The 24886-nt window shown below is 43.1% G+C and carries 17 protein-coding genes and 1 pseudogene; 15 read left to right on the forward strand and 3 right to left on the reverse strand.

Translation table 11 applies throughout. From position 1 onward, the window contains the following. Positions 1 to 8: 8 nt before the first annotated feature. Both ABR335_RS03435 and ABR335_RS03440 read left to right on the forward strand, forming a co-directional pair. Positions 9 to 1126, forward strand: a pseudogene (locus tag ABR335_RS03435) (RNA-guided endonuclease InsQ/TnpB family protein). Between the two features lie 326 nt (positions 1127 to 1452). Beyond that, on the forward strand, positions 1453 to 1986 hold the full coding sequence (locus ABR335_RS03440) for a hemerythrin domain-containing protein (RefSeq protein WP_350346580.1): 534 nt from the start codon (positions 1453 to 1455) through the stop codon (positions 1984 to 1986). A 47-nt stretch (positions 1987 to 2033) separates the two neighbouring features. Here the strand turns inward: ABR335_RS03440 and ABR335_RS03445 are convergent, their stop codons facing one another. Beyond that, positions 2034 to 3137, reverse strand: coding sequence for a glycerol dehydrogenase (locus tag ABR335_RS03445; protein WP_017552109.1), 1104 nt, complete (start codon positions 3135 to 3137; stop codon positions 2034 to 2036). Positions 3138 to 3401: 264 nt separating this feature from the next. On the opposite strand from ABR335_RS03445, the gene ABR335_RS03450 reads away from it, so the two are divergent. From ABR335_RS03450 to fni, 6 genes are all read left to right on the forward strand, one after another. After that, the gene (locus ABR335_RS03450) at positions 3402 to 4160 is read left to right on the forward strand and encodes a DeoR/GlpR family DNA-binding transcription regulator (RefSeq protein WP_350346581.1); all 759 of its coding nucleotides are present in this window, start codon (positions 3402 to 3404) and stop codon (positions 4158 to 4160) included. 131 nt (positions 4161 to 4291) lie between these two features. Further along, positions 4292 to 6190: a PTS fructose transporter subunit IIABC gene (locus ABR335_RS03455; RefSeq protein WP_035183655.1), complete on the forward strand. Its 1899-nt coding sequence runs from the start codon at positions 4292 to 4294 to the stop codon at positions 6188 to 6190. A 360-nt stretch (positions 6191 to 6550) separates the two neighbouring features. Beyond that, positions 6551 to 8590 (forward strand): Na+/H+ antiporter, encoded by a 2040-nt coding sequence (locus tag ABR335_RS03460; RefSeq protein ID WP_350346582.1) that lies wholly within the window; start codon positions 6551 to 6553, stop codon positions 8588 to 8590. A gap of 223 nt (positions 8591 to 8813) precedes the next feature. Next, a complete protein-coding gene (locus ABR335_RS03465; protein ID WP_013860408.1) occupies positions 8814 to 9044 on the forward strand; it encodes an excisionase family DNA-binding protein in 231 nt (76 codons plus the stop codon). Between the two features lie 21 nt (positions 9045 to 9065). Then, on the forward strand, positions 9066 to 9734 hold the full coding sequence (locus ABR335_RS03470; protein WP_026684584.1) for an N-acetylmannosamine-6-phosphate 2-epimerase: 669 nt from the start codon (positions 9066 to 9068) through the stop codon (positions 9732 to 9734). Positions 9735 to 9836: 102 nt separating this feature from the next. Next, positions 9837 to 10868 (forward strand): type 2 isopentenyl-diphosphate Delta-isomerase, encoded by a 1032-nt coding sequence (gene fni, locus ABR335_RS03475; RefSeq protein WP_017552104.1) that lies wholly within the window; start codon positions 9837 to 9839, stop codon positions 10866 to 10868. Between the two features lie 899 nt (positions 10869 to 11767). On the opposite strand, the gene ABR335_RS03480 is transcribed toward fni, so the two are convergent. After that, on the reverse strand, positions 11768 to 12262 hold the full coding sequence (locus tag ABR335_RS03480; RefSeq protein WP_026684585.1) for a DoxX family protein: 495 nt from the start codon (positions 12260 to 12262) through the stop codon (positions 11768 to 11770). Between the two features lie 258 nt (positions 12263 to 12520). Continuing rightward, positions 12521 to 13108 carry a nitroreductase family protein gene (locus ABR335_RS03485; protein WP_061086396.1) on the reverse strand — a complete coding sequence of 196 codons (588 nt, stop codon included), beginning with the start codon at positions 13106 to 13108 and terminating at the stop codon, positions 12521 to 12523. A gap of 149 nt (positions 13109 to 13257) precedes the next feature. On the opposite strand from ABR335_RS03485, the gene ABR335_RS03490 reads away from it, so the two are divergent. The 7 genes from ABR335_RS03490 (at position 13258) to cas4 (ending at position 24614) form a co-directional block, all read left to right on the forward strand. Further along, positions 13258 to 16497, forward strand: a complete 3240-nt coding sequence (locus tag ABR335_RS03490) for a DEAD/DEAH box helicase (RefSeq protein ID WP_251460235.1) — start codon at positions 13258 to 13260, stop codon at positions 16495 to 16497. Between the two features lie 605 nt (positions 16498 to 17102). Next, positions 17103 to 17810: a CRISPR-associated protein Cas6 gene (locus ABR335_RS03495; RefSeq protein ID WP_251460233.1), complete on the forward strand. Its 708-nt coding sequence runs from the start codon at positions 17103 to 17105 to the stop codon at positions 17808 to 17810. A gap of 154 nt (positions 17811 to 17964) precedes the next feature. After that, complete coding sequence (locus tag ABR335_RS03500; protein WP_251460231.1) at positions 17965 to 19863, forward strand: hypothetical protein; 1899 nt, start codon at positions 17965 to 17967, stop codon at positions 19861 to 19863. Then, positions 19847 to 20794, forward strand: coding sequence for a type I CRISPR-associated protein Cas7 (locus ABR335_RS03505; protein WP_013860399.1), 948 nt, complete (start codon positions 19847 to 19849; stop codon positions 20792 to 20794). The genes ABR335_RS03500 and ABR335_RS03505 overlap by 17 nt, the downstream gene beginning before the upstream one ends. 5 nt (positions 20795 to 20799) lie before the next feature. Then, positions 20800 to 21558, forward strand: coding sequence for a type I-B CRISPR-associated protein Cas5b (cas5b, locus tag ABR335_RS03510; protein ID WP_235801673.1), 759 nt, complete (start codon positions 20800 to 20802; stop codon positions 21556 to 21558). Between the two features lie 18 nt (positions 21559 to 21576). Next, the gene (gene cas3 / locus ABR335_RS03515) at positions 21577 to 24123 is read left to right on the forward strand and encodes a CRISPR-associated helicase Cas3' (protein ID WP_350346583.1); all 2547 of its coding nucleotides are present in this window, start codon (positions 21577 to 21579) and stop codon (positions 24121 to 24123) included. Next, positions 24120 to 24614, forward strand: coding sequence for a CRISPR-associated protein Cas4 (gene cas4 / locus ABR335_RS03520; RefSeq protein ID WP_017554267.1), 495 nt, complete (start codon positions 24120 to 24122; stop codon positions 24612 to 24614). Before cas3 ends, cas4 begins: the two co-directional genes overlap by 4 nt. Positions 24615 to 24886: the final 272 nt, after the last annotated feature.

Raw genomic sequence — 24886 nt, forward strand, 5'->3', positions numbered from 1 at the left:
GAATTGATATGGCCAAGCAAAACAAAGCTTTCAAGTTTCGTTTGTTACCAAACAAAGAACAATCCGCATTATTAGCTAAGACATTTGGTTGTGTTCGCTTTGTCTACAATAAGATGTTAGCTGAACGCAAAGAAACGTATGAAAAGTTCAAGGATGATAAAGAATCGCTTAAAAAGCAAAAGTTTCCGACTCCTGCAAAATATAAAAGTGAATTTCCATTCCTAAAAGAAGTGGATTCTTTAGCTTTGGCAATGCACAAATGAACTTACAGACTGCTTATAAGAATTTCTTTGAAGGAAATGCGGATTTTCCAAAGTTCAAAAATCGTAAAGCAAAACAATCCTATACAACTAATATGGTCAACGGAAATATTAAGCTAGAAAATGGTCATATCAAACTGCCAAAAATCAAAAAGCCAATAAAAATGAAACAGCATAGAGAGATACCTGCTGATTATAAAATCAAATCTTGCACTATTTCTAAAACAAAGACAGGCAAATACTACATTTCAATTTTGACAGAATATGAGAAAGATATTCGTCCAGTTAAAATACAGAAAGTTGTTGGTTTGGATTTTGCTATGGATGGTCTATATGTCGAGAGTGAACAGGGTAAGAAAGCCAATTACCCACGTTACTATCGGCAAGCCTTAGATAAATTAGCAAAAGCACAACGAATTCTTTCTCGAAGAAAGAAAGGTTCTGCACGTTGGAACAAGCAACGACTAGTAGTGGCTAAGTTACATGAGAAAGTGGCGAACCAACGCATGAATTTTCTTCATCATAAGTCAAAAGAATTAGCTTCTAACTTTGATGCTGTCGTGATTGAGGACTTGAACATGAAAGGGATGTCTCAAGCCCTTCACTTTGGGAAAAGCGTTCATGATAACGGCTGGGGGATGTTCACTACTTTCTTAGCGTATAAGCTAAAAGAACAAGGGAAACAACTTGTGAAAATTGATAAGTGGTTTCCCTCCACTAAGAAGTGTTCATGTTGCGGCAAGGAAAAAGAAATGCCATTATCTGAACGTGTATATAAATGTTCTTGCGGCTTTGTATTAGATCGCGATCACAATTCAGCAATCAATATCAAAAATGAGGGATTACGCTTATTAGCGTTATCATAAGTAACAAAACTCTTGGAACAAGAGGGTTAGCTCGGTCAGTTTTCGTTGGCTAGTAAAAGCAACGATAAGTCGAGAAGCCCCCACTTCAATCAAACCGTAAGGTTGATAAGTGGTGGGTAGTTCACAACAGTATTCGGCCTTATCCCATTTTTTCTTCTCTATATTGAGTGTACTTTCATATGGTAGATAATTCAATTCTCTCTATTTGGACCGCCTTGAACGGATTCTGCCAAATAAGACAAATTTGCAAACTATGATCTGCATCACGCCATTTTTACGCCATCTTGTTTAAAATAAAGGAAATGGCAAAGAAAGAGGGAATTAACATGGAAATGCCACATTGTGCCATGATTAGCGGCGGGACTGATGTTGCATTGTGCGCAGGCCTCAACCAGTTGAAAAATGAGCATGGGCACTTGAATGAACGAAAACGCGCATTGTATGAAACGGCAGGTCAGATAATAAACGGTGAACTCAAAAATAAAAGAGAAGCCCTTGGCGCGCTGCGGAAAGGGACTGAATCCTTTTCCGCACAGCTGAAACACCATGCCGAACGGGAAGAAAATGTGCTGTTTACCATGATGGCCCGCTACATTGGACGCGAAAACGGGCCGATCGCCGTGATGGAATACGAGCATGATGAAGCAGAAAAATATATTGAGATTTTCTTGAATGGCACAAAAATCATGGATGAAGGCCAGGCCGAAATGCTTGCTTCCTATATCGTTCAAATGTATGAGCTGCTCACAAGCCATTTTTTCAAAGAAGAAAACGTCCTGTTTCCAATGGCTGAAAACCTGTTATCAGCAGCTGAAAAAGACGAGCTGGAAGAAAAAATCTGTACAACTGGATTACAGTGAAATTCCAAAAAAGGGCTGTCCCGGAACCGGGAGCAGCCTTTTTGCCATCATGCCCATTTTTCCTTATAATACCGCCCTACGGAATCAGCAGTGACGATTGCTGCATACACAAGGTCAGGGGTGACTTCAAACGGCATGTTATAAATCGTTTCGCCTTCCGCACAGGAAAGTTCAGCCACTTTTCGGAGCTTTTCCTCATTCAGTTCTTTCACGCCCAAATCCCCGAGCGTGACGGGAAGTCCGACACTCAGGCAGAAGGAGACCACCTCTTCAATTTCCGCTTTCGGCGCATCTTCCAAAATCAGCTGGGCGAGGGTACCGAATGCCACTTTTTCGCCGTGGTACATATGATGGGTTTCTTCGAGCACGGTAAGCCCATTATGGATCGCATGTGCCGCAGCAAGGCCGCCGCTTTCAAAACCGATTCCGCTCAGATAAGTATTCGCTTCAATGATTTTTTCCACTGCTTCCGTAACAAGATGTTTTTCCGCTGCCAGTTTTGCTTTTAAACCTTCCAAAATTTGCGTGTCATAACAAAGTTTTGCAAGCGCGATCGCCGCTTCCGTAACACGCCCGCCTGCCATCGTCGTTTTATTTGCCCGCTTAGTGGCGCGCGCTTCAAAATACGTCGCAAGCGCATCTCCCATGCCGGAAACGAGCAGGCGGGCAGGGGCAGAGGCAATCACTTTCGTATCCATAATGACAAAAGTCGGGTTCAGCGGCAGCATCAAGTATTCTTCAAACTCGCCGTTCTCTTTGTAAATAACAGACAGGGCGCTTGTCGGGGCATCGGTGGAAGCGATGGTCGGCGCGACAATCACCGGAATGTTATTGTAATACCCGACTGCTTTTGCGGTATCCAATGTTTTTCCGCCGCCGATTCCGACAACGACATCGGCTTCCTCGGATTTGCTCATTTCACAAAGCCGTTCGATTTCCGGTTTAGAACACTCGCCACCGAATAATGCCATTTGATACCCCGTTTCTTTGCCGGCATAGCTTTCTTCAACCGTTTTGCCGACAAGGCCGGTGACAAAATCATCCGCAATAATAAATGCTTTTTTGCCAAGCCTTTCCGTATACGCCGAAAGCCTGGACAATTCATCGGGGCCTTGTATAAACTTGCTTGGAGAGGTAATGATTTTCGTCATAAAAATGCCTCCTCTTTTTGTGAAAAATATAACAAGCACAATTCCATCATAACTTATTTTTGCAGATAAGAAAACCTTTTCATCCTATCATCCATACTTTTTCAAAAACGTTCAATTTTCGGGGAATAACAAGTAAAATAGAGCTGTATCGACAAAATGTGACAGAAATATGATGTGTTTTGAAGAAAAATGATATTTTTTGATTGAAAACGGTTGATTATGAATAACTATGTGATAAAATATCATCAGACGGAGGAATGAAGGATGTTAGCAGAAGAACGCTATCAAATCATTTTGCGGCATTTGCAAGAAAAACATATCGTAAAAGTGCAGGAGCTGGTTAACCTGCTTAATGCTTCAGAATCGACGGTCAGGCGCGATCTCCAGGACCTGGAAGCAATGAATTTGCTCAGGCGCATCCACGGCGGCGCATCGCTTTTGCAACGCAGAAGTGAAGAACCGGATATGGAAACGAAAACGCTCAAAAACGTTCAACAGAAAAGAATCATCGCCCAATTAGCGGCAAAAATGATCAATGACAATGACTGCATTTACCTGGACGCCGGAACGACCACGCTTGAAATGATCCCTTATATAGAGGGGAATAATGTAATCGTTGTCACGAACGGGCTCCCGCATGTGGAAGCACTTGTCGAGAAAAAAATTAAATCTTACCTTCTTGGCGGGATGATGAAACGGACGACAAGGGCGGTGATCGGTAGCGTTGCCATGCAGACATTAAACAGCTTCCGGTTTGACAAAGCGTTTCTTGGGGCAAACGGCGTTGACCCTGAAATGGGCTTTACCACGCCGGACCCGGAAGAAGCATTGATCAAGCGGCGGGCAAAAGAACTTTCCGAACAGTGTTATGTGCTTGCAGACAGTAGCAAATTTCAGGAAGTAGCTTTTTGCAAAATGTTTGACATTTCGGAGGCTTCTATTATCACGGATGAATTACCGGATTCCTTAAAATCTTCCATTTTAAGTAAAACGAAGGTGGTATGTGAGCAAAGCGGCGCATAAAAAAGTTTTTCCTCCGCCATGATAAAAGCCCGCAGTTGAAACAAAATAACAAATGGCTGTCTCAGGCATCCGGTTTGGATGTCATGATAAGAGGTATTGTTTTTCTGTACTGGAAAAAGGAGTGAAATAAAATGAAAATAACCGATTTATTGGTCCAGGAGACCATGGTTATGGATATGCAGGCGACGAAAAAAGAAGAAGCAATTGACGAATTGATTGCAAGCCTGTCAAAAAGCGGCCGCATCAATGACCCGGTTCTTTTTAAAGAAATGATTTTAAAACGCGAGCAGGAGTCGAGTACAGGAATCGGCGACGGAATCGCCATGCCGCACGCAAAAACAAAAGCGGTCAATAAAGCGACAGTCGTATTCGGGCGCAGCAAAAAAGGCGTCGATTACGAGGCGCTGGACGGCCAGCCATCCTATTTATTCTTCATGATTGCAGCGCCTGAAGACGCAGCGGATACGCATTTGCAAACATTGGCAGCATTGTCGAGGCTTTTGATTGACCAGGAGTTTGTACAGCAATTAAAACAGGCCGAAACGCCGGCTGAAGTGGCGAGGCTGTTCGATGAAAAACAAGCGGAAAAAGAAGGAAAAGAAGCAGCGGAAACGGGTGCCGGCAATGGTTCGGATGACAAATTGATCGTTGCTGTTACCGCCTGTCCGACCGGGATCGCCCATACGTATATGGCAGAAGATTCGTTGAAGAAAAAAGCGGAAGAAATGGGCATTCCGATCCGGGTGGAAACAAACGGCTCGGAAGGTGTTAAGCACGAACTGACAAAAGATGAAATCAACCGTGCTGTCGGGGTCATTGTCGCAGCCGATAAGAAAGTTGAAATGGCGCGCTTTAACGGCAAACGCGTGCTGCAAACGCCTGTCAGCGATGCCATCCGCAAGCCGGAAGATTTGATCAACCGGGTACTGGAACAGCATGCGCCTGTTTACCATGCAGACAGCACGGACCGCAGCAATGACGATGAGCCGGCAGAGAAAAAGTCGGTATGGGGAACCATTTACAAAGATTTGATGAACGGGATTTCGCACATGCTGCCATTCGTTGTTGGCGGCGGGATTTTGCTTGCGATTTCGTTCCTGATTGAAAGAACAGCTGGTGAACATAACACGATTTTTAAAATGCTGAGTGCGATTGCAGGCGGCGATACAGGGGCATTCCACTTCTTGATTGCGATTCTTGCCGGGTTTATCGCATCGAGCATTGGTGACCGCCCAGCACTCATGCCTGGTATGGTCGGCGGCTATCTTGCGTCTAGCTCGAATGCCGGTTTCCTCGGTGGTCTCGCAGCTGGTTTCCTTGCTGGGTATATTATCGTCTTTTTGAAAAAAGTATTTGCAGGGCTGCCACAGGCGCTGAATGGATTAAAGCCGATTTTGATTTTCCCGGTTTTAGGCCTCCTGATTACCGGCGGATTGATGTACTATATTTTTGACCCGATTTTCAAATGGATCAACACCGGTCTAATCGGTGGTTTGAATAACCTTGGCACGGGCAATGCTGTCCTGCTTGGTATCGTTCTGGGCGGCATGATGGCCATCGATATGGGCGGCCCGTTCAACAAAGCGGCTTACACGTTTGCGATCGGGGTATTTACTTCGAGCGGCAACACGAACGGCCTGATGATGGCTGCTGTAATGGCCGGTGGGATGGTTCCACCGCTTGCGATTGCGCTTGCCACCACGTTCTTCAGAAATAAATTTACGGATCAGGAAAAAGAAGCAGGCATTACAAACTATGTGCTCGGGCTGTCCTTTATTACAGAAGGGGCGATCCCGTTTGCGGCATCCGATCCGCTCCGTGTCCTTGGTTCAAGCATTGTTGGTTCGGCGATAGCCGGCGGGCTGACGCAATTCTGGCATATTAACATACCGGCTCCGCACGGCGGGATTTTCGTTGTATTCCTTGCCAACCATGCAATCTTGTTCCTTGTCTCCATTATTATTGGTGCCATTGTTTCCGGCCTGATTCTCGGGATGTGGAAACGGCCTGTTGCACAGAAAAACGGTTAATGCAGTGAAAGATATTTTGGATATAAAGTTAATTGGAAAGCGAAAAAAGACCGGTATTTCTGACCGGTCTTTTTTTAATTTCTGACATTTTTTAACAGGTCCGGCCAAATCGCTTGTACTGGTGCTGACTTCCGTTGCGAAAACAGTTCGCACGGTGTTTATTATTTTCCGATTCAGCAGGTAAAAGATTGAAGCATCGGCCGGTCCGCGTTAACATAAAATCATCAAGATATTGCCATCTTCGCCAAAAAATTTCGGTACAGCTCGTTTTTTTACATGCTTTTTACGGATATTTGGGTATAGTTGTATTAGTGGATTTAATAGACATAAGACAAAGAGAATAAGGGGAAAATATTCCATATGAACATGTTTCTGATTTTATTGATCTTACTTTTACTTGTTGGCATCTCCGACATTTTAAATCATTTTATCCCATTTATTCCGGTGCCGCTTATTCAGATTGCCCTCGGCCTTGCGTTTGCAGCCGTGCCGGTTGGGGCGCATGTCCCGCTTGAACCGGAATTGTTTTTCGTGTTATTTATCGCGCCACTATTGTTTCATGATGGAAGAAATGTATCCCGCGAAGCGATGTGGAGACTGCGAAATCCGATTTTGCTGCTTGCGCTCGGGCTTGTTTTTGTCACGGTGTTTGCGGTTGGGTATATCACCCATTTGATGATTCCCTCACTCCCGCTTGCGGCCGCATTTGCCCTGGCCGCCATTCTATCCCCGACCGATGTTGTAGCGGTCAGCGCCATCTCGGAGCGGGTAAAAATTTCGCGCGTGATCATGAACCTGCTGCAGGGAGAAGGGCTGTTAAATGATGCATCCAGCCTTGTTGCATTTAAATTTGCGATTGCGGCAGCGGTCACCGGGTCGTTTTCGCTTGCTGAAGCCAGTGGCAGTTTTTTGCTCATCTCGATCGGCGGCTTTTTAGGCGGGGCATTGCTGGCATTTTTCATTATCCGCTTCAGGGTGCTGATTCGCCGCCTCGGGATGGAAGATGTCACGGTCCATATGCTCATCCAAATTTTAACTCCGTTTTTCATTTACCTTACTGCGGAACATTTTCATTTATCCGGCATTTTGGCGGTTGTCGCCGGCGGAATGGTCCATGCTGTTGAGCGTGAACGGGAACAGTCGCCGAATTTTTCCTACCAGATCGTTTCGCGCAGCACGTGGACGGTTTTAGCCTATATTTTAAACGGCCTTGTCTTCGTCCTTTTGGGCCAGCAAATGCCGGCTGTACTCGGCGAAATTTGGACAAGCTCGGCTTTTAATAACGGCACGGTGATTTTGTATATCATTGTGGTCACGGCCGCCCTTTTGCTGCTCCGGTTTCTCTGGGTGTACGCCGTGTGGTGGGCCGGATGGAAATCAAAAAAACAGCGCCTTGCAAAGCCTTCCCTAAAGCATACGGCGATTACAACGATATCTGGCGTCCGGGGGGCGGTCACGCTGGCCGGCGCATTCTCTATTCCGTACACCATTGCAAGCGGAGCGCCTTTTCCAGAACGTTCTTTGCTGATTTTTATTGCGGCCGGTGTCATCCTGCTGACGCTTGTGATCGCAAGTGTGTTCCTGCCGCTTTTGGCGAGGCGGGAAGGAAATGAGGCGGACCGTTCAGAACGGAAAGCGGAAAAAAATGCTTCAATCTTTATCGGGGAAGCGGCAATCCAGTCTGTGCGTGAGGAAGTGAATGACGAGAACCGGGAAGCGGCAGCGGCTGTGATTGACAACTATCAAAATATGCTGCATCAATTGAAAGCGGAAGAAAGTGAAATAGATTCACTTGAATTCAAACGGATTGAAACGGAGACCAGGATGAAGGCATTGGAGGCGGAAACAGAATATATTAATGCTTTGATGAAATCAAAACGCATTGACCAAGAGATGGCTTTTTTGTTCCTTGAATATATTCACCGGATGGAAATTGCCGTTACCGATAAAATGAAGTTCAGGTTTTTGAATTTATGGACCCTTTTCCGGAAAGGCGCCCCCAGGTTTCTTTTCCTCTTTTACCCGAATAAGGAAAAACGCCGCAAACAGCGGATTAACCGCTATGCGAAAATCAGACAAATTAAAATTGAAATGGCGGAAGCGGCGATCCGGGCCATTAAATCTGGGATGACAGAGGAAAACAGGGAAATTTCGTTTCTAGTCATTAGCGAATACCGGAAGTTTATCAGAATTTTGAGCAGGCCGAAAAATATGGAGGCATCCCTGAAGTATACCCAGATGGAAAGGGAGCTGCAGGAAAAGGCTTTTCAGGCCGAACGAAACGCTGTACAGGCGCTGTTTGAACGGGGGAAAATTTCAAGGGAGACGGCCCGCAAACTCCGCAGGCAAATCAATATCCGGGAAGTGTATTGGATGGAAGAACATCAACTCCATGCATGATATAATCATCTTAGAAGCCTGTGCCGGAACGGTTGCGGCATCCGGGATCCTTTCAGGACTGACCTTTGTACCGCTTTTTCCGCACACGGGCTGGTATAAAATGGCGTAATCTGGCCGCTTCTATTGTTAACCCGGCGTCATTTTGTATAGTGAACATGATCCGGGATTGAAAGCCTCGTTGTATTTTCCGTATTTCAAAAAAAGATGAATCGGGGTGCCTGCAATGTATTTAACCATTCAGGAAACAGCGGAATATCTGTCTTTGCCGGAACCGGTGATTGAAAAATTGATCTTGCAAAGACGCATACGCGCCGTGCATGATGGAGAACAGTATTTGATTAACCGGGATCAGTTTGATATCTATTTGCAACAGCTCGAAAAATACAGGCAACTTGTGGAAGAATGGCTGAATGAACCGCTTCCGGAAGATCCGGACATCAAAGACGAGGACTAAACGGATATTGGAGGATTTGGAATGTTTGACAAGGTAAAAGGAAAGCTGATTGTGTCATGCCAGGCGCTGGAGGATGAACCTTTGCACAGTCCGTTCATCATGTCGAAAATGGCGCTTGCAGCAAAAGAAGGCGGAGCGGCCGGCATTCGGGCAAACAGCGCTGAAGATATCCGGGCCATCAAAGCGGAAACAGGGCTGCCTGTTATCGGCATTGTCAAAAGGGATTATGAAGGTTCGGAAGTGTATATTACTCCAACAAAAAAAGAAATTGACGAACTGCTTGCCGTAAAACCGGATATGATCGCGCTTGACGCGACCGGCCGGAAACGCCCGGGCGGCGAAACGCTTTCCGGTTTAATCGGATATATCCATGAAGCCGGTCTCCCGGTGATGGCCGATATTTCCACAGAGGAAGAAGGATTGCAGGCAGCAAGGCTCGGTGCGGATTGCGTTTCCACGACGCTTTCCGGCTACACCTCCTATTCTCCGAAACAGGGAGAGCCCGATTTTGCGTTGCTCAAGAAGCTTGTGGACGCTTTAACGATTCCCGTTTTTGCAGAAGGGCATATTGATACGCCGGCTGAAGCGAAAAAAGCGCTCGAATTCGGGGCGTTTGCAGTTGTGGTGGGTTCAGCCATTACAAGGCCGCAGCTGATTACAAAAAAATTCGCAGAGGCGATGAGGTCATAAAAAGCTTAATGAAAATGCTGGGTAAGCAGCAGAAGCGGCTTCTATAAGGAATGTAAACCGATACAGGAAGATATGGCTCTCATACGAAAGGTGAAGTGAAAAATGGAAGAATCATCTATATCAAAGCGGAAAGCGGAACATATCCGCGTTGTGCTTGAGGAAAATGTTGCCGGGAAAGACACCACAACCGGCTTTGAAAAATATCGTTTTGAGCATCAGGCGCTGCCTGAACTAGATTTTGAAGAAATCTCGACGGAAACGACTTTTCTCGGTAAGCCGTTGAAAGCCCCGTTTTTGATCAGCTCCATGACCGGTGGCACTGCTCAGGCCCGCACCATTAACCGGAACCTGGCGCAGGCGGCGGAGAAAAGAGGCTGGGCGTTTGCGTTAGGGTCAACACGGGCTGCGTTAGAAAGCCCGGAACAGGCGTATACGTTTCAAGTGCGGGATGTCGCGCCGCATATTCCGGTTTTGGCCAACCTCGGTGCCGTCCAGTTGAATTATGGCTACGGAATTGACGAGTGCCGCCGGATCGTGGAACTGACCGGGGCGGATGCTTTAATCCTGCATTTCAACTCCTTACAGGAAGTCTTTCAAAAAGGCGGCAATACGAATTTTAAAGATCTGCTTGTGAAAATTGAAGACCTTTGCAGCCGCCTAGAAGTGCCGGTCGGCTGCAAGGAAGTCGGGTGGGGCATCAACGGCCGCCTCGCCGAAAAGCTTTATTCCGTTGGCGTTTCTTTTGTCGATGTTGCCGGCTCAGGCGGGACATCATGGAGCCAGGTGGAAAAATATTTAACGTCCGATCCGTTGAAAAAAGCGGCAGCAGAGGCATTTTCCGGCTGGGGAAACCCGACGGCGGCGTGCATCACCCAAGCCCGCAACCTTGGCCTTCAAGGTACTTTGGTCGCAAGCGGCGGCTTGAAAAACGGAGTGGATGCCGCCAAAGCTATCGCCCTCGGAGCTGACTTGGCGGGATTTGGAAGAAAGCTGTTGCATGATGCCGTCCATTCAGTGGATGCACTGCTTTCTACTTATGAACAAACAGAGCTTGAGCTGAAGATTGCAATGTTCGGAATCGGGGCAAAAGACTTGTCCGCTTTGAAACAAACACCGCTTTTGAAAAAAATGTAAATAATGGCCTGGTTTGGACGCGTGCCGGTTTGGATTGATAAGCTTGACGAAACAAATAGATGGGCTAGAAAAATCTATCAAGACAACCCCGCTGCTTAGAAATTTGAAGCCGGCTGGCCCGGAAGTTTCGGGCGGAAAAATATTTGTTTAGAAATTTTAACCGTTTTCGCCAAATGTAAACGCCGGTTATTTAAGCCGGGGCCGCGGTGAAATAATCATAAAAATATTTGTTTGGAAATTGTAATCGATTTTGACAAATGTATGCGCCGGCTGGAGACGAGAATTCACCCGGGTAAAATGGCCATCAAAATAATTTGATTAGAAATTTTACCTGTCTTTTCCAGTTGAAAGCGCCAGATGTTTTAGACCTGTGGAGACATGAGTATAAAAAACACGGTCCGGAAATTTTACCGCGGTGAAATGATCATAAAATTATTTGTTTGGAAACTCGAACCAGCTTTGTAGATGTAAACGCGGGATATTTTAAGCCGGCGGGAGACGAGAATTTCACCTGGTTTTGGAAATTTTAACCGCCTTTGGCAGATGTAAACGTTGTATGTTTTAGACCGGTGGAGACACGAGTATAAAAGTCCCGGTCAGGAATGTGAACCGGCTGCATAAAAAACCCCGGCTCCCGTTTTTGGGAGGCCGGGATTTTTTATTTTTTCGCGCCTGCAAAATTTGACAGTTGGTTCATCAGTTTGCTGCGTGATCTTTTATTCCGCAACAAGTAGGCAGCACCTAAAGCGACTGCTGTCATGGCCATCGATTTTTTCATGATCCACCACATCCCTTCTTTTTTCGTATGTTTGTACTTTTCCCCTTGCATGCGGAATTAAACAGTTTAAAGCCAAAATGAAAAAGCAAACCCGCAAAAGGTTTGCTTTAATATGAACCGGTTAATGGGCAGGACGTGGTTTATGGGCCCGGTTTTGGAAATAATTTTTTATTGCCGGGATGGCGATACGGTCAAGTCCCCAGTAGTAAGATGCACTGCCTGTAAACAGCAGAATGATGGCGACGGTGTAAAGGACCGGGTTGGTGCTCGTTGTGCCGGCAAGCATAAAGTTCAGGTTCATAAACGCGCCTGCAATTAAAGCCGGGATGGTTGCCAGCCCGATGATCAGGCCGAGGCCAACTAGTACTTCCCCATAAGGGATCAGCACATTAAAAACATGGACATTCGGTATGGCAAAATGGGTGAGGAACGCTGCGTACCAGCCTTGAACTTCGGCATTTTCGCCAGCCGTTTTTGCCAGTGCCCCCTTTAAAAATCCAGCAGCATCAAACCCTCCCGTCAATTTATGCAAACCTGCTTCAAGCCATTGAATGCCGAGCCAAATACGGATGATTGCCCAGATAATGCTGACTTTGGAATCATGATACCATTTCATTTTTAACATCTCCCTTAGGATAAATGATGATAACATGTGAAATTCTTCACATATCTTACATTTTTAGAATACAGCGTTTGCAACGGAATTACAATGGATTCCGGACAGTTGTCAAGAATTTGTGATATATTTCACATTTGTGAACAAAACATTAAAAAAGCGGCAAGCCAAGCTTACCGCTTTGATTCGTTTCCTTCCCTTTCCATTCGCAAACCGCTTACCCAAGGTCCGTTGCCGTTTTGATCATGCTCCGGTTCCTTATTTTACCGGATTTCCAAAACTTCCTTCGAAAACCGATTCTTTCACAGGCCTGCGTGCAGAAGGCGTCTCTCTTTCCTGCAGGGAAGGAGGCAGCGCCTCTTTTTCACCCCGGTATCCGATGGCAATAAGGGCATCAATTGCATAATCAGCCGGGATGTTCAATACTTCACGTGCTTTTTCAAAATCAAAGCCTGTCATCGGATGCGTAGCGAGCCCTTTTCTGACGGCTTCAAGGGAGAGGTATCCCCACGCGGCCCCTGCATCAAAAGCATGCGAACGGATCGGGCCGGTTTCATTTTCTGTTTTCGAGAGAATAAGCGCAAAAACGGGGACGTTCTTGCACCACATCCGGTTGTATTCCCCGAGAAACGACAGAACTTTTTCCCTGTCTTCCTTTGTACGTGCAAGAATAAAGCGCCAAGGCTGATGGTTATAAGCGGACGGCGCCCAGCGTGCTGCTTCAAACAGGCTCAAAAGCACCTCTTCCGGTACTTCTTTTTCCAAAAAAGAACGCGGTGACCATCTTTCCAAATAGACTGGATCGATATCATATTGCGCTTCCCGCGGCGATAATGTTTTTACCATGGGGACTCCTCCTTATTGATGTCGTATCTTTTTTATATTAAAATAGTTCAACCCGATCTACAAACGATTCAACTCGGACGAAAAATGTATTTGTGCACCTATATATTGTATAATAGACCTAGGAGAAAATACGAACAGGATGATCTGAATTGGTTGATTATTTGCTTTTCGAAGAAGATGTCGAGATGATGTATTCCCCTGCTATTTTCCATCGGGGAATGAGTTATTATATGCAGGGCCGGGTCAAAAAATTGATTTTTGATAAAGACTCCACCTGGACGGCAATCGTAAAAGGGTCCAAAACCTATTACGTCACTATTTACTATGACGAGGAATTCGGGGAATTTTCAAACGTATGTACATGCCCGGCACATGAACAATACGGCGAGTGCAAGCATGAAGTAGCGGCCATGCTTGCGATTGCAAATGGGGAGGAAGAGGTGGCAGAACCGAATATTGGCGATGTTTCGGAGACGCACCAGCATATGAAAACTTTACAATTGATGAATATTTTTTCCGGCCTTCAACAAAGCATGATGGAAACAAAACACAATGCCGCGAGAAAGCCACTCCGTCTTGAATATTTTTTAAAAGCTACGAACGTTTCCGGCTTTGGCTCTGACCACTTTTTAACCATTGAAATTAAAATCGGGCCCGGCCGGACATATGTGGTCCGCGACATAAAAGATTTCCTCGGCAATGTCAGCCGCGGGAACCCGCATGCATTTACAAAAAACTTCATTTATGATCCGGATGAACATGCGTTCGAAGAAGAAGATAAGGAAATTGTGGAGATGCTGCTTTATATGCTGTCCACCCAGCAATTGTACGAGGCTTCCATGGATCGTTGGTACAGATTTGCATTGGAGCGGGAACTGGTCATTCCGCCGTTTATCGCAAGGCCACTTATAAAGAAACTGGCAAACCGCAAATGCAAATTCAAATATGAACGTTACGCGGCAGATTCGATTGTCTTGCATCAGGAAGAAGAACTACCGCTTTCTTTCCGGCTTGACGGCAACAGCCAGGGTGGCCCGGGCTTTTTACTGCAGCTGAAGAGCTTAAGGGACCTGCTTTTATTTGAACAATACGGGCTTGCATTTTACAAAGGGGGTTTTTATGAGCTGTCCACGGACCAGCTTGCTCTTTTAACGGCACTTGAAGATTTTTACAAGAAAAGTGGCGATGAAGTAGAGATCCAGCAAGAGCAGATGAGCCCGTTCCTTTCCAATGTGTTGCCAGGCCTGAAGCGGATCGGAAAAGTAAAGCTGACAAAAGACATTAAAGGGAAAATCGTCCAGCCAAAACTACAAACGAAAATTTTTATGGACAACGAAGACGAAAAGATTACGCTGCGGATTGAACATCATTACGGCTCCCGTGTCATTGATCCGTTTATGGACGAAGAAACGCCGGATGATGATAAGATTTTGCTGCGTGATGTGGAAAAAGAGCAGAAAATCATGACGATGATCGAACAGTCGCCGCTCAAATACAACGGCAAACAGCTGTATTTGGAAAACGATGAAGAAGCGTTGTACGAATTTATTTTTACTATTCTTCCGCAGCTTGAAGAGGAAGCGGAAGTGTATATTGCAGGCGCCATCAAATCGTATTTCCAGACGAGCCACTACACGCCGCTTACATCGGTGGATATGGATACGAGCGGAAATTTTCTGGAAGTCAATTTCGACATGGACGGCATTGATGAAGAAGAGATCCGCAATGTGCTCCGGTCCGTGATCGAGAAAAAACGGTATTACCGGCTGCCGGACGGGGCTTTTGTCTCCCTCGAAAGCGATGAATTCGAACATATCGGGCAGCTCCTTGGCGAACTGCATGTCTCGAAGAAAGAGCTTGAAGACACCCGCCTGAAAGTTCCGGTTTACCGCGGGCTCCAGGTGGAAGAGCTGATGAAGACGCGTGATAAATATGCTGTTAAATTCGGCAAAGCGTTCCGGAAGCTCGTCCAGCAGCTGAAAAATCCGGAAGATACGGATTTCGAACTGCCAAAAGGGCTTGAGGCAAAGATGCGTGATTATCAGGTGACCGGGTTTCAATGGTTCAAGTCGCTCGCCTTTTACCGTCTTGGCGGGATTCTGGCTGATGACATGGGGCTCGGGAAAACATTGCAGAGCATCTCTTACATGTTATCAGAAAAAGAAGCGAATCCGGATATCAAGCCGTTTTTGGTTGTGGCGCCGGCATCCCTTATTTACAATTGGAAAAGCGAGATTGAAAAATTTGCACCGGGGCTCTCGTCGATGGTTATTGCCGGCACGCCTTCCGAGCGGAAAGCCTTTTTTGAAGCGGGCGAGCTGCCGGATGTGTTGATCACCTCGTACCCGACGCTGCGCCAGGATATCGAGGAGTACGAAAAGATTGAATTCGATACTTTGATTTTGGATGAGGCCCAGGCGATTAAAAACTATGCGACAAAAACAGCCGCCGCCGTCCGGAATGTGCAGGCGGGGAGAAGATTTGCGTTAAGCGGCACGCCGATTGAAAATTCCATTGATGAACTATGGTCGATTTTTCAGGCGGTTCTCCCGGGCTTTTTCCCGCCGCTGCCTGAATTCCGGAAAATGGAGCAGGAAAAAATTTCGCGGATGGTGCGGCCGTTCATTTTGCGACGCGTCAAAAAAGATGTATTGAAGGAGCTGCCGGATAAAATTGAAACCAATCATTTGTCCGAGCTGACGAAACCGCAAAAAGAGCTTTATCTGGCGTATTTGGACAGAATCCGGCATGAAACAGCCCAAACGCTGGCTGAAGGGGATTTTAACCGGAACCGGATTAAGATTCTGGCGGGGCTTACCCGTCTGCGCCAATTGTGCTGCCATCCGTCGCTGTTTGTGGAAAATTACCAGGGCGACTCCGGGAAACTTGAGCAGCTCGTTGAATTGGCGCATACGGCGATTGAAAACGGGAAGCGGCTGCTGATTTTTTCACAGTTTTCCAGCATGCTCCAGATGATCCGGACGCGGCTTTCTGACGAGGGCATCGATTCTTTTTATCTTGATGGCCAGACGCCGTCACGGGAGCGGGTCGAAATGGCAGACCGGTTTAACAGCGGCGAGAAAAATGTCTTTTTGATTTCGCTCAAGGCCGGTGGTACCGGCTTGAACCTGACCGGCGCCGATACTGTTGTGCTGTATGATTTGTGGTGGAACCCGGCTGTTGAAGAACAGGCAGCCGGCCGCGCCCACCGCATCGGCCAGAAAAACGTTGTCCAGGTCATCCGCCTGATCGCCCGCGGCACCATCGAGGAAAAAATATACGAACTCCAGCAGAAAAAGAAAGAACTGATCGAACAAGTCATCCAGCCGGGCGAAACCATGCTGAACAGCCTGAATGAAGAGGAAATTAAAGAACTGCTAGGCATGTAAAGGAAATGCTGTGGCATTTGCATTTACGGCCTGGTGGGGACCGGTATGTAAGGAGACTTTGAACCCTCAAAGATCGGCATTTCTGAAAATCCAAGCAGCTAGCCGAGAATTAAAACTTCGGGACTTTCAGCAAGGATAGCAAGGATGCTTCAGGCCTCCCGATTGCGAGACTTTTCCTTCCCCGTGGGATGGCCGGGTGTATAAAAGAGAATTACCTGGTTGGAACTTTCCCAGCCTGGTGGCGACCGATATGTAAGAAAAACCCCCGCAGTTATTTGGCTGCGGGGGGTTTTGGGATGAGGGAGAACCATTCTTGGAATGAAATGCAATTTTTTAGGCTACCTGTTGTTGCGAGCGGCTTCCATACACAAAGTGTTAAAGTTCAACAATATTGTTAGTTAATAAAAAAAATACTGTTTAAATACATAAAAGGTTATGGTTCAAGACGATAACATTATTCTACTGGATAGCGGCATGAAAGTAAATGTCAATTATTCACATACATTTATCAAGTATATTTTTTATTAAATAACCCCTTTACAATTTTTTTGAAGTGGTTTAAAATACCATTATAGTTAATCGAAAATTGGAAAGGTGGTGAGAAAATGAATTATACTGAATACATTGTTACTACGCTACTAAAAAGGAATATTCGTGCTGTTGAATTGCAAGAAACACTTGGGAAATTTATCAATCAAAGCATGCTTTTAGAAGAAGGATTAAAGAAATTTCATGAAGAGAGAAGGCCGAAACTATATGTCTTTTCAGGCCTTTATCCTGTTGAAACGCAGTCAAAATTATATAAAGCGGGAAAGGTCTATGTTTTCCGTATCCGCTCATTGGATGAAAAAATGATTACTTCGCTGATTTCTTGCATGAAGGAAGTTAGCAGCGAAACGTTCCAAGTGCTTGCGACAGAAAAGAAACGAGTGGCATATAAGCCGATAACAGAATTGGTTACGATTACACCATTTATTGCCACGATTGACAACAAACCATGGATGCCAAATCAACACAGTATTGGATTATTAATGGAAAGAATGCATATGAATGCAGAAAAAAAATATAAAACGTTTTACAAAGAAGAGCTCAATTGCTCCCAGTTTGTACAAAGGGTGGAAATTACAAACCGTAAACCGATTGCGATGACTTATAAAAACATCCGATTGCTTGGACATAAAGCAAGGATTTTTGTTAATTCGGATGAGGCATCTCAAAAACTGGCTTTTACTGTTTTGGGGGCAGGTTTGCTAGAGAAAGGAAGTTCTCTCGGTACTTCGTTTTGCTTTGCGAATTTTTTAAAATTAAACTGAGGACAACGACGAGACAAGGCGTGCTTTTTGCCATGAATTATCCGATTGACTTCAGAAACTGATGGGTTAGCCTGCTTTGCTTCCATAGCTGAAGCAATAATCATAGCAATCTAACATTTTCAATCGTGAGAAGGTTATGGAAAGGGGGAGAATAATGCTAAAAGATCTTGTACCCAAATTTTTTGAGGAGTTAAATGAGCACCCAGGCCTAATTTTGGACAACTATGATCTAAAAGAAGGAGCCTATTTTCGCCTTTTTTTAGATCGGACGCTGGAAGAAAATCTTGCAAATCTTGAATATGTTATCATTCGAAAGAAAGAAGAAGTTGGAGCCGCAAAAAAAGATATTGTAAAGTGGTTTAAGATTAGGGATTATTACAGCTCTCTGCTGTATGATAGCACCAATAAAGCTGTGGATAACCAAAAAAAGTTTCATAATACCAATGGCTTAACCTTGTTTGTAAAGTCAAATATTATTATGGACAAGGAAGCAAAATTTCCGGTTTCGGAAATATACCCGCATTTGGAAAAGTTTTATACAGATTATTTACCTAAAGCAGGGGAAAAACTATTTGATTTGTATCCGCTGCAATCAAAAAGTAAAAATAAGAAATCTGTTGAATTAGCGGAGAGACAGGGTTTTTTTAAAAAGGAATACGGTAAATTAGTTGAATATCTGCACTCCGAAACTCGTAAACAACTTTACCAGAAAGTCCAAGACTTTTGGAGACAATATTTCGATCAATTTTTATTAATCATTCAAGAGATTATCCGTGAAAATAAGATTGATAACTATATCAAAATTTTTTTTGATGCTGATGAGGATATTTATCGGAAAGAATACCAAATATATGTACTTCCAAGAATCTTTAATGTAAATGATTATAATCAGCTTAATCACGGGAAAATCTTGGGTTTGCCAGCGTATGACGTGAATATGAATGCAAAAAAACCTTTTTTAGAACTAAAATCGATGAAAGCAAAGGTGCCGACCCGTGTGACAGTCGAGGAGGCACTTGTGATTAAAGATCTTTCTAAATGGTTGGAGCAACAAGGGAAATTTAAAGAATATATACTGCCGGGCAGTAATCCTTTTGCAATTGACAGGGAGAGGTGGCTTCGGCGAGATCCTGGAAGCATTCATATGCGCTTGGATAAAAATGGAAGCATTGAATATTTTGAACAAGTGCCATTTAAAAACAGGGAAAAACTGTTAATTGAAATTGAAAACTTTTTGCAAATTGAAGAAAAAGATAACGCCCAAAAATATGTTAAATATTATGACCCAATTCAATCAACAGGACAATTGTACCACCAGATCAATGAGTTGTTTTTTAATAATTATTTAAAATACGGATTTTTTAATTCGGACATCCCGAAAGTAAAAGAAAATGAATTTCCGGGGGAAATGCAGACGATTTATGTCATGGCAAGGCAAGCATTGTATGACTTTATCTTTAAAGGAACAAATCAAACAATCAAGCCGTTTATAAAAAAGTTTTCACGGCAGCTTATAGAAATACAAATATGCAAAACGAGTAAAGGGCTTAATTTCAAAAAAACGGCCGAAGCCTTTTTGTTGCGGACAGCTTTAATGAAATTCATAGGATATGAGGAGGGGAGCATTTTGGCTGAAACTACAAAAGCATTATATGAAAAATTAAGTATAAAACTAAAAGATAAAGAAACATTTGTAGAATGCGAAAGTGATCCGGAATTTTATTTTCTTGCCGGGCAACTGGGGTATTATTTGCTTTTCCAATCCGAGGCGAAAGACAAAAACTTCGGGATGGCGGAACCGATCATGCAGATAAAATATGCCAATCAATTAAAACGACATTTAAGAGATTTATTTGAAACATACAGCCATGCAATTAAATTTAATTATATGACTGTTAAAAATGCAATGTCTATGGTGCTTGGCTATTTAACTTCTAGAGAAAGGATAGACGAGACGAACAAGGACTATTTGTTCGCGGGCTTAATTGGGAAAAATTTGCTACTGCAATCAAATAAAAAAGAGGGGGACAAACAAGATGGCGAAGCTAAATAAAAGAATTTATGGGATTGCCGGAATTGGCGCATATATGTCGAACTGGAATGCAGATTTTACAGGTCGGCCCAAGACAACCAGTACAGGAATTGTGTTTGGCAGTGACAAGGCACTGAAATATAGTATTAAACGGTACTGGGTGAATCAAGGTGACAAGGTGCTTTATTATAAATCTTATATTGTTCAGGATAAAGGTGGGGACAAAGCAAAACTGCAGCCAAAAGATTTGACAGAGCGGTATCAGGAAGTATTCCAAACTGAGTTGACTGACAAAACACCTTCTAAAGAAGTGCTGAAAAATCTTTTTTCCGCTGTTGATGTAATGAATTTCGGAGCTACTTTCGCCGTTAAAAAACAAAATATTGGTCTGACCGGTGCGGTTCAGATTGGACAGGGCCTAAATAAATACGAAGACACAAATGTGGAAATTCAGGATATTTTATCACCTTTCCGTAACGCGAATAAGTCTGATGCGGATGCCTCTTCTCTCGGTAAAAAAATTGTCAGTAATGAAGCCCATTACGTCTATCCGTTTAGCGTAAATTATAATCATTATGATGAGTATATTTCCCTTCTCGATGGATTTGAGGGCTATACTATCGAAGCATACGAAAAATTAAAGGAAGGACTTCTGCGCGGTGCGACAGCGTTAAACACAAACAGTAAAGCAGGCTGTGAAAACGAACTGGCCCTTTTTGTGACTTGCCGTGAGGGTAGTGAACTGTTTTTGCCGCAGTTGGACAGTTATGTGGAAGTTTGGAAGGAAGGCAGCCAAATCATTTATAATTTGGTGGCCTTAGAACAATTTCTCTCCCAATTTGGTGACGACATAGAATTGATTGAAGTATTTTATAATCCTGTAAGAATTGCTGTGAAAAAAGAAACAAATTTATTTGCAGAAAAAAACATCTATACCTTTGAGCAGTTGTAAAGGATGTGGGAATATTGAGAGCGCTCGCATTTGAATTGAGGGGGAGAACTGCCTTTTTTAAAAAACCCGACGTGAATGCCAATATTTATTTTACTTACAGCCACATTCACAAGATCGCTCTTCTAGGAATGCTTGGGGCGATTCTCGGGCTTAAAGGTTATGAAGCACAAAGCCGTGATATAAAAGCGAATGGCGATAATGAGGCAAACCGGTATCCTGAGTTTTATGAAAAACTGAAGGATTTAAAAGTAAGCATAGTACCACATGGAGACCGGGGTTATTTCTCTAAAAAAATCCAGGTTTTTAATAATAGTGTTGGATATGCCAGTTTTGAACAGGGGCAGAACCTTATTATAAAGGAACAATGGCTAGAAAATCCACATTGGACTGTTTATTTGCTGGATGACGGAACTGAGATTTGCATGGAACTTTTTAACCGCTTAAAATCCCATCAATCAGTATATCTACCTTATTTGGGAAAAAATGATCATCCGGCTTCTATTACTAAAGTACGTGAAGTTGAACTGGAAAACGCATGGGCACCGGGTTCATGTATCGATTCTTTATTTTGTTCTAAGGGGGTAGACCTTGGAAGAAGCAGAACGGAGCCTTATCTATATCAGGAGTTTTTGCCTATTAAAATGGATGATATATTAAATAGTTATGTTTTTGAACAAATGTTTTTTACAAATCAAGTTGTAAATAAGATACAAAATAGCAATGTAATTTATTGTGCCGAAGAAAAAAATTTATTTTTCTTTTAATCGAGGAGGGGAGCGGCATTGCGTCGTATTAGAGAATATATAGATGCTGCTCCTCCAATATTGGCCCATATTGGAGGAGCAAAACCTGAAACATTGGAAGAGCATTCCAAGCTGGTGATGGATTTTGTGCATTTGTTGGAAGAAGAAAACGGATTGAAGGAGGCTGTAGAGAGGTGTATTAATGCTTTGCGTTTTAAAGGTGAGTCTTTGCCAGAAACACTGCAATCTTTGGTCACGGAATGGTTTTATCAAGGAATTTATCTGCATGACCTTGGAAAAATTAATCCGGCATTTCAAAGTAAGAAAATGAAAAATGAGCAAGTTGATATTCAAAAAAAAGAAATGGATTCAAAACATTCGTTGCTTTCTTCGTTACTGTTTTTAGATATTTTTTATTCAGAAATAGAAGAAAAGGTTCCAAGAAATTACCAAGCCTTTATGGCACATGTATTGTATTGCTTTACCTATTTGATATCAAGACACCATACTTATCTAGAAAATGTAAGCGATGATAAATATTTTGATGCACTGGAGGAACTTTGCAGCCGTGTCCAACGACATCCGTACTATATTCAATTTTATCGGGAGGCAAAAAAATTTGCCGAATTTGATCTTACTGGTGTAGAGGACTACCAAAGAGAACAGGACAGCCACGAACCTTTTTCATTCTATATCTTAATGAAATTGTTTTACTCTGCACTTGTAGTATGCGACTTTTATGCAACTTATACGTATAATGTCGGAGGCCAGAAACCCGGCTTTCGTTTTTTGACAGAGCATCACATTAAGGACTTAAGAAAAACATATGAAGATACGGAAGTATTAAAAGGTATTCGGCGCTTTCAACAAGATCCTTCCAGCTTTGATAATATCCCCATCAATTCGCTCAGGTCCCAAATTTTTTTGGAAGCTGAAACACAACTGCTTAATCGACTGGATAAAAATATTTTCTATCTTGAGAGCCCGACCGGCAGCGGGAAAACAAATATGTCAATTAACCTTGCTTTAAGGTTACTGGAAAGTGGTCAGTCGCTGAATAAAATAATTTATGTATTTCCGTTTAATACTTTAGTAGAGCAGACAAAGGCCAGTTTAGACCAGGTTTTTCCGGACGACTTTCAGACAAAAGTCCCCATAAAAGTGGTAAATTCAGTAACACCCATTATTACAAAAGAAGACAAGCGGAATCATGGAGAAAAACCAATAGATTTAAAAGAAGAAGTGCTTATGCGGCAGATGTTGCAGTATCCGATCACGGTCACTTCCCATGTTAATTTTTTTAATTATCTTTTCGGACAGGGGCGTGAATCCAATTTGCCATTTGTCCATCTTTGTAATAGTGTTGTCATTTTAGATGAAATTCAGTCTTACCGGAATGATCGGTGGATAGAAATTATTCATTTCCTGGAGTCTTTAAGTGAACTGTTAAATATGAAAATCATTATTATGTCAGCCACTTTGCCAAAGCTAGACCGGTTGCTCCTGCATGGAAAAGAAGTAGCAACTGAACTTTTGCCAAATGCCAGAAAATATTATGAAAATCCCATTTTTAAGGACCGGGTTCACGTTCATTTCGAACTTTTAGAGAAAGGAACGATGGATTTAGATGAATTGGAAGAGTTCCTCGACCAACTGATTATTGAAAAAGGGCCGAAACGAATCCTTTTTGAATTTGTAACAAAACGGTCCGCCCGTGAATTTCATCGCCGGATTCTTGAAAAATATGAAAAGAAGCGGCCTGTCATACTGTTGACCGGGGACGACCATAGCTATTACAGAAAAAAAGTAATTGAAGCGATAAATAAAAAAGAAGAAGGAGTATTTCAATTACAGGATGTGATTTTAATTGCGACCCAGGTAGTAGAGGCCGGGGTGGATATTGATATGGATATCGGGTTTAAAAACATTTCAACATTGGATAGTGATGAGCAGCTGCTCGGAAGAATCAACAGATCCTGCCTGAGGGAGGATTGCCATGCCTACTTCTTTTTATTGGATGATGTCTCAAAAAAATTGAAAAACAGTAATGACTACCGTCTTGAAAAAGATTTGCGGGATCGTGAATATCAAAATGACTTGATCAATAAAGATTTTCATCGCTTTTATCAAAATGTCTTTCGCAGATTGATAGAAACAAGCCAGGAAAGGAATAATCATAACATCGAACATTTTCTCTATATGGTTCAAAGCCTAAATTTTGGCGGGGTAGCAGATCAAATGAAACTTATCGAACAACAGACCAATACATTATTTATTGCATATTTGCTGGAGCTTGATAATCAGGAGAAAGTAGACGGAAGAGAAATATGGAACCAATACAAAAGTGTTTTAAAAGACAGTCAACTGGACTATGCTGAACGCCAAGTAAAATTATCCGAACTGCGGCAAATCATGGATTACTTTACATTTAATATTTTTGGTGAACCTGTTATAAATGACGACCAACTTGGCAATCTTTATTTTGTTGAAAAAGGGGAATTGTATATGGAAATTGATCCTTTTACACACATGCAGCGGTTTAACCCGCAAAAATATCAAAAGACGAGTGAGGATATTTTCATATGAATATTACGGGAACAATGGTCAACTATTATTTCCATTGCAAACGTCAGTGCTGGTTATTTGCAAACAGGGTGAACATGGAGGACAACAGTGAGAACGTCCGTATCGGAAAAGTACTTCATGAACTTAAACTTCAGGAAAAAAGAAATACCGAAGTGCTGATCGAGAATATTAAAGTGGATAAGATTACAGATAAGTATCTCGTGGAAATGAAGAAATCCGATGCAGATGTGGAAGCAGTGAGATGGCAGGTTCTCTATTATCTTAAAGTATTAAAAGATAAGGGGATTGAGAAGCAAGGGAAGATTACTTTTGAAGAAAAAAATAAACAAAACCACAAAGTGATTTATGTTGAACTGAATGAAGAGATGGAGACACAACTAGAAAAAATTTTAAAGGATATGAATACGTATCTCGAGCAAGAATATCCAATAGCTCCCCTCAATGACAAAAAGTGCAAGAAATGTGCATATTTTGAGTACTGTTATGTGTAGACTTGTTCAATAAGTAGGGCTTGCTGAATAAGTAAAATGCCTGGATTTAGAAAGGTTGCTGTCAGCTTTGGCACCATTTAAATACTAGGATTTTACAACATATCCAGTGAAAAGCTTGCACTCGAAAGTCAATTCGTCGTATGGAGAAGATAAAATCAACAATTTTCGCAAAAAAATTCTGCTATATTTTGAGACAGAGTTTGCAGACAAACTCAAAATCGGATTCGTTCAGCAAGCCCTAAATAATTGTCCTAAATCTTGCGGAATTATAA

It is taken from the genome of Heyndrickxia faecalis (assembly GCF_040267745.1).
Lineage (GTDB): Bacteria > Bacillota > Bacilli > Bacillales > Bacillaceae_C > Weizmannia > Weizmannia faecalis.

What these genes read in the sequence shown, in the direction of transcription:
- ABR335_RS03505 (WP_013860399.1), top strand. Translation starts at nt 19,847, where the DNA reads ATGGCGAAGCTAAATAAAAGAATTTATGGGATTGCCGGAATTGGCGCA.
- cas4 (WP_017554267.1), top strand. Translation starts at nt 24,120, where the DNA reads ATGAATATTACGGGAACAATGGTCAACTATTATTTCCATTGCAAACGT.
- ABR335_RS03470 (WP_026684584.1), top strand. Translation starts at nt 9,066, where the DNA reads ATGTTTGACAAGGTAAAAGGAAAGCTGATTGTGTCATGCCAGGCGCTG.
- fni (WP_017552104.1), top strand. Translation starts at nt 9,837, where the DNA reads ATGGAAGAATCATCTATATCAAAGCGGAAAGCGGAACATATCCGCGTT.
- ABR335_RS03500 (WP_251460231.1), top strand. Translation starts at nt 17,965, where the DNA reads ATGCTAAAAGATCTTGTACCCAAATTTTTTGAGGAGTTAAATGAGCAC.
- ABR335_RS03440 (WP_350346580.1), top strand. Translation starts at nt 1,453, where the DNA reads ATGGAAATGCCACATTGTGCCATGATTAGCGGCGGGACTGATGTTGCA.
- ABR335_RS03485 (WP_061086396.1), bottom strand. Translation starts at nt 13,108, where the DNA reads ATGGTAAAAACATTATCGCCGCGGGAAGCGCAATATGATATCGATCCA.
- ABR335_RS03465 (WP_013860408.1), top strand. Translation starts at nt 8,814, where the DNA reads ATGTATTTAACCATTCAGGAAACAGCGGAATATCTGTCTTTGCCGGAA.
- ABR335_RS03455 (WP_035183655.1), top strand. Translation starts at nt 4,292, where the DNA reads ATGAAAATAACCGATTTATTGGTCCAGGAGACCATGGTTATGGATATG.
- ABR335_RS03495 (WP_251460233.1), top strand. Translation starts at nt 17,103, where the DNA reads ATGAATTATACTGAATACATTGTTACTACGCTACTAAAAAGGAATATT.
- ABR335_RS03450 (WP_350346581.1), top strand. Translation starts at nt 3,402, where the DNA reads ATGTTAGCAGAAGAACGCTATCAAATCATTTTGCGGCATTTGCAAGAA.
- ABR335_RS03445 (WP_017552109.1), bottom strand. Translation starts at nt 3,137, where the DNA reads ATGACGAAAATCATTACCTCTCCAAGCAAGTTTATACAAGGCCCCGAT.
- ABR335_RS03480 (WP_026684585.1), bottom strand. Translation starts at nt 12,262, where the DNA reads ATGAAATGGTATCATGATTCCAAAGTCAGCATTATCTGGGCAATCATC.
- ABR335_RS03460 (WP_350346582.1), top strand. Translation starts at nt 6,551, where the DNA reads ATGAACATGTTTCTGATTTTATTGATCTTACTTTTACTTGTTGGCATC.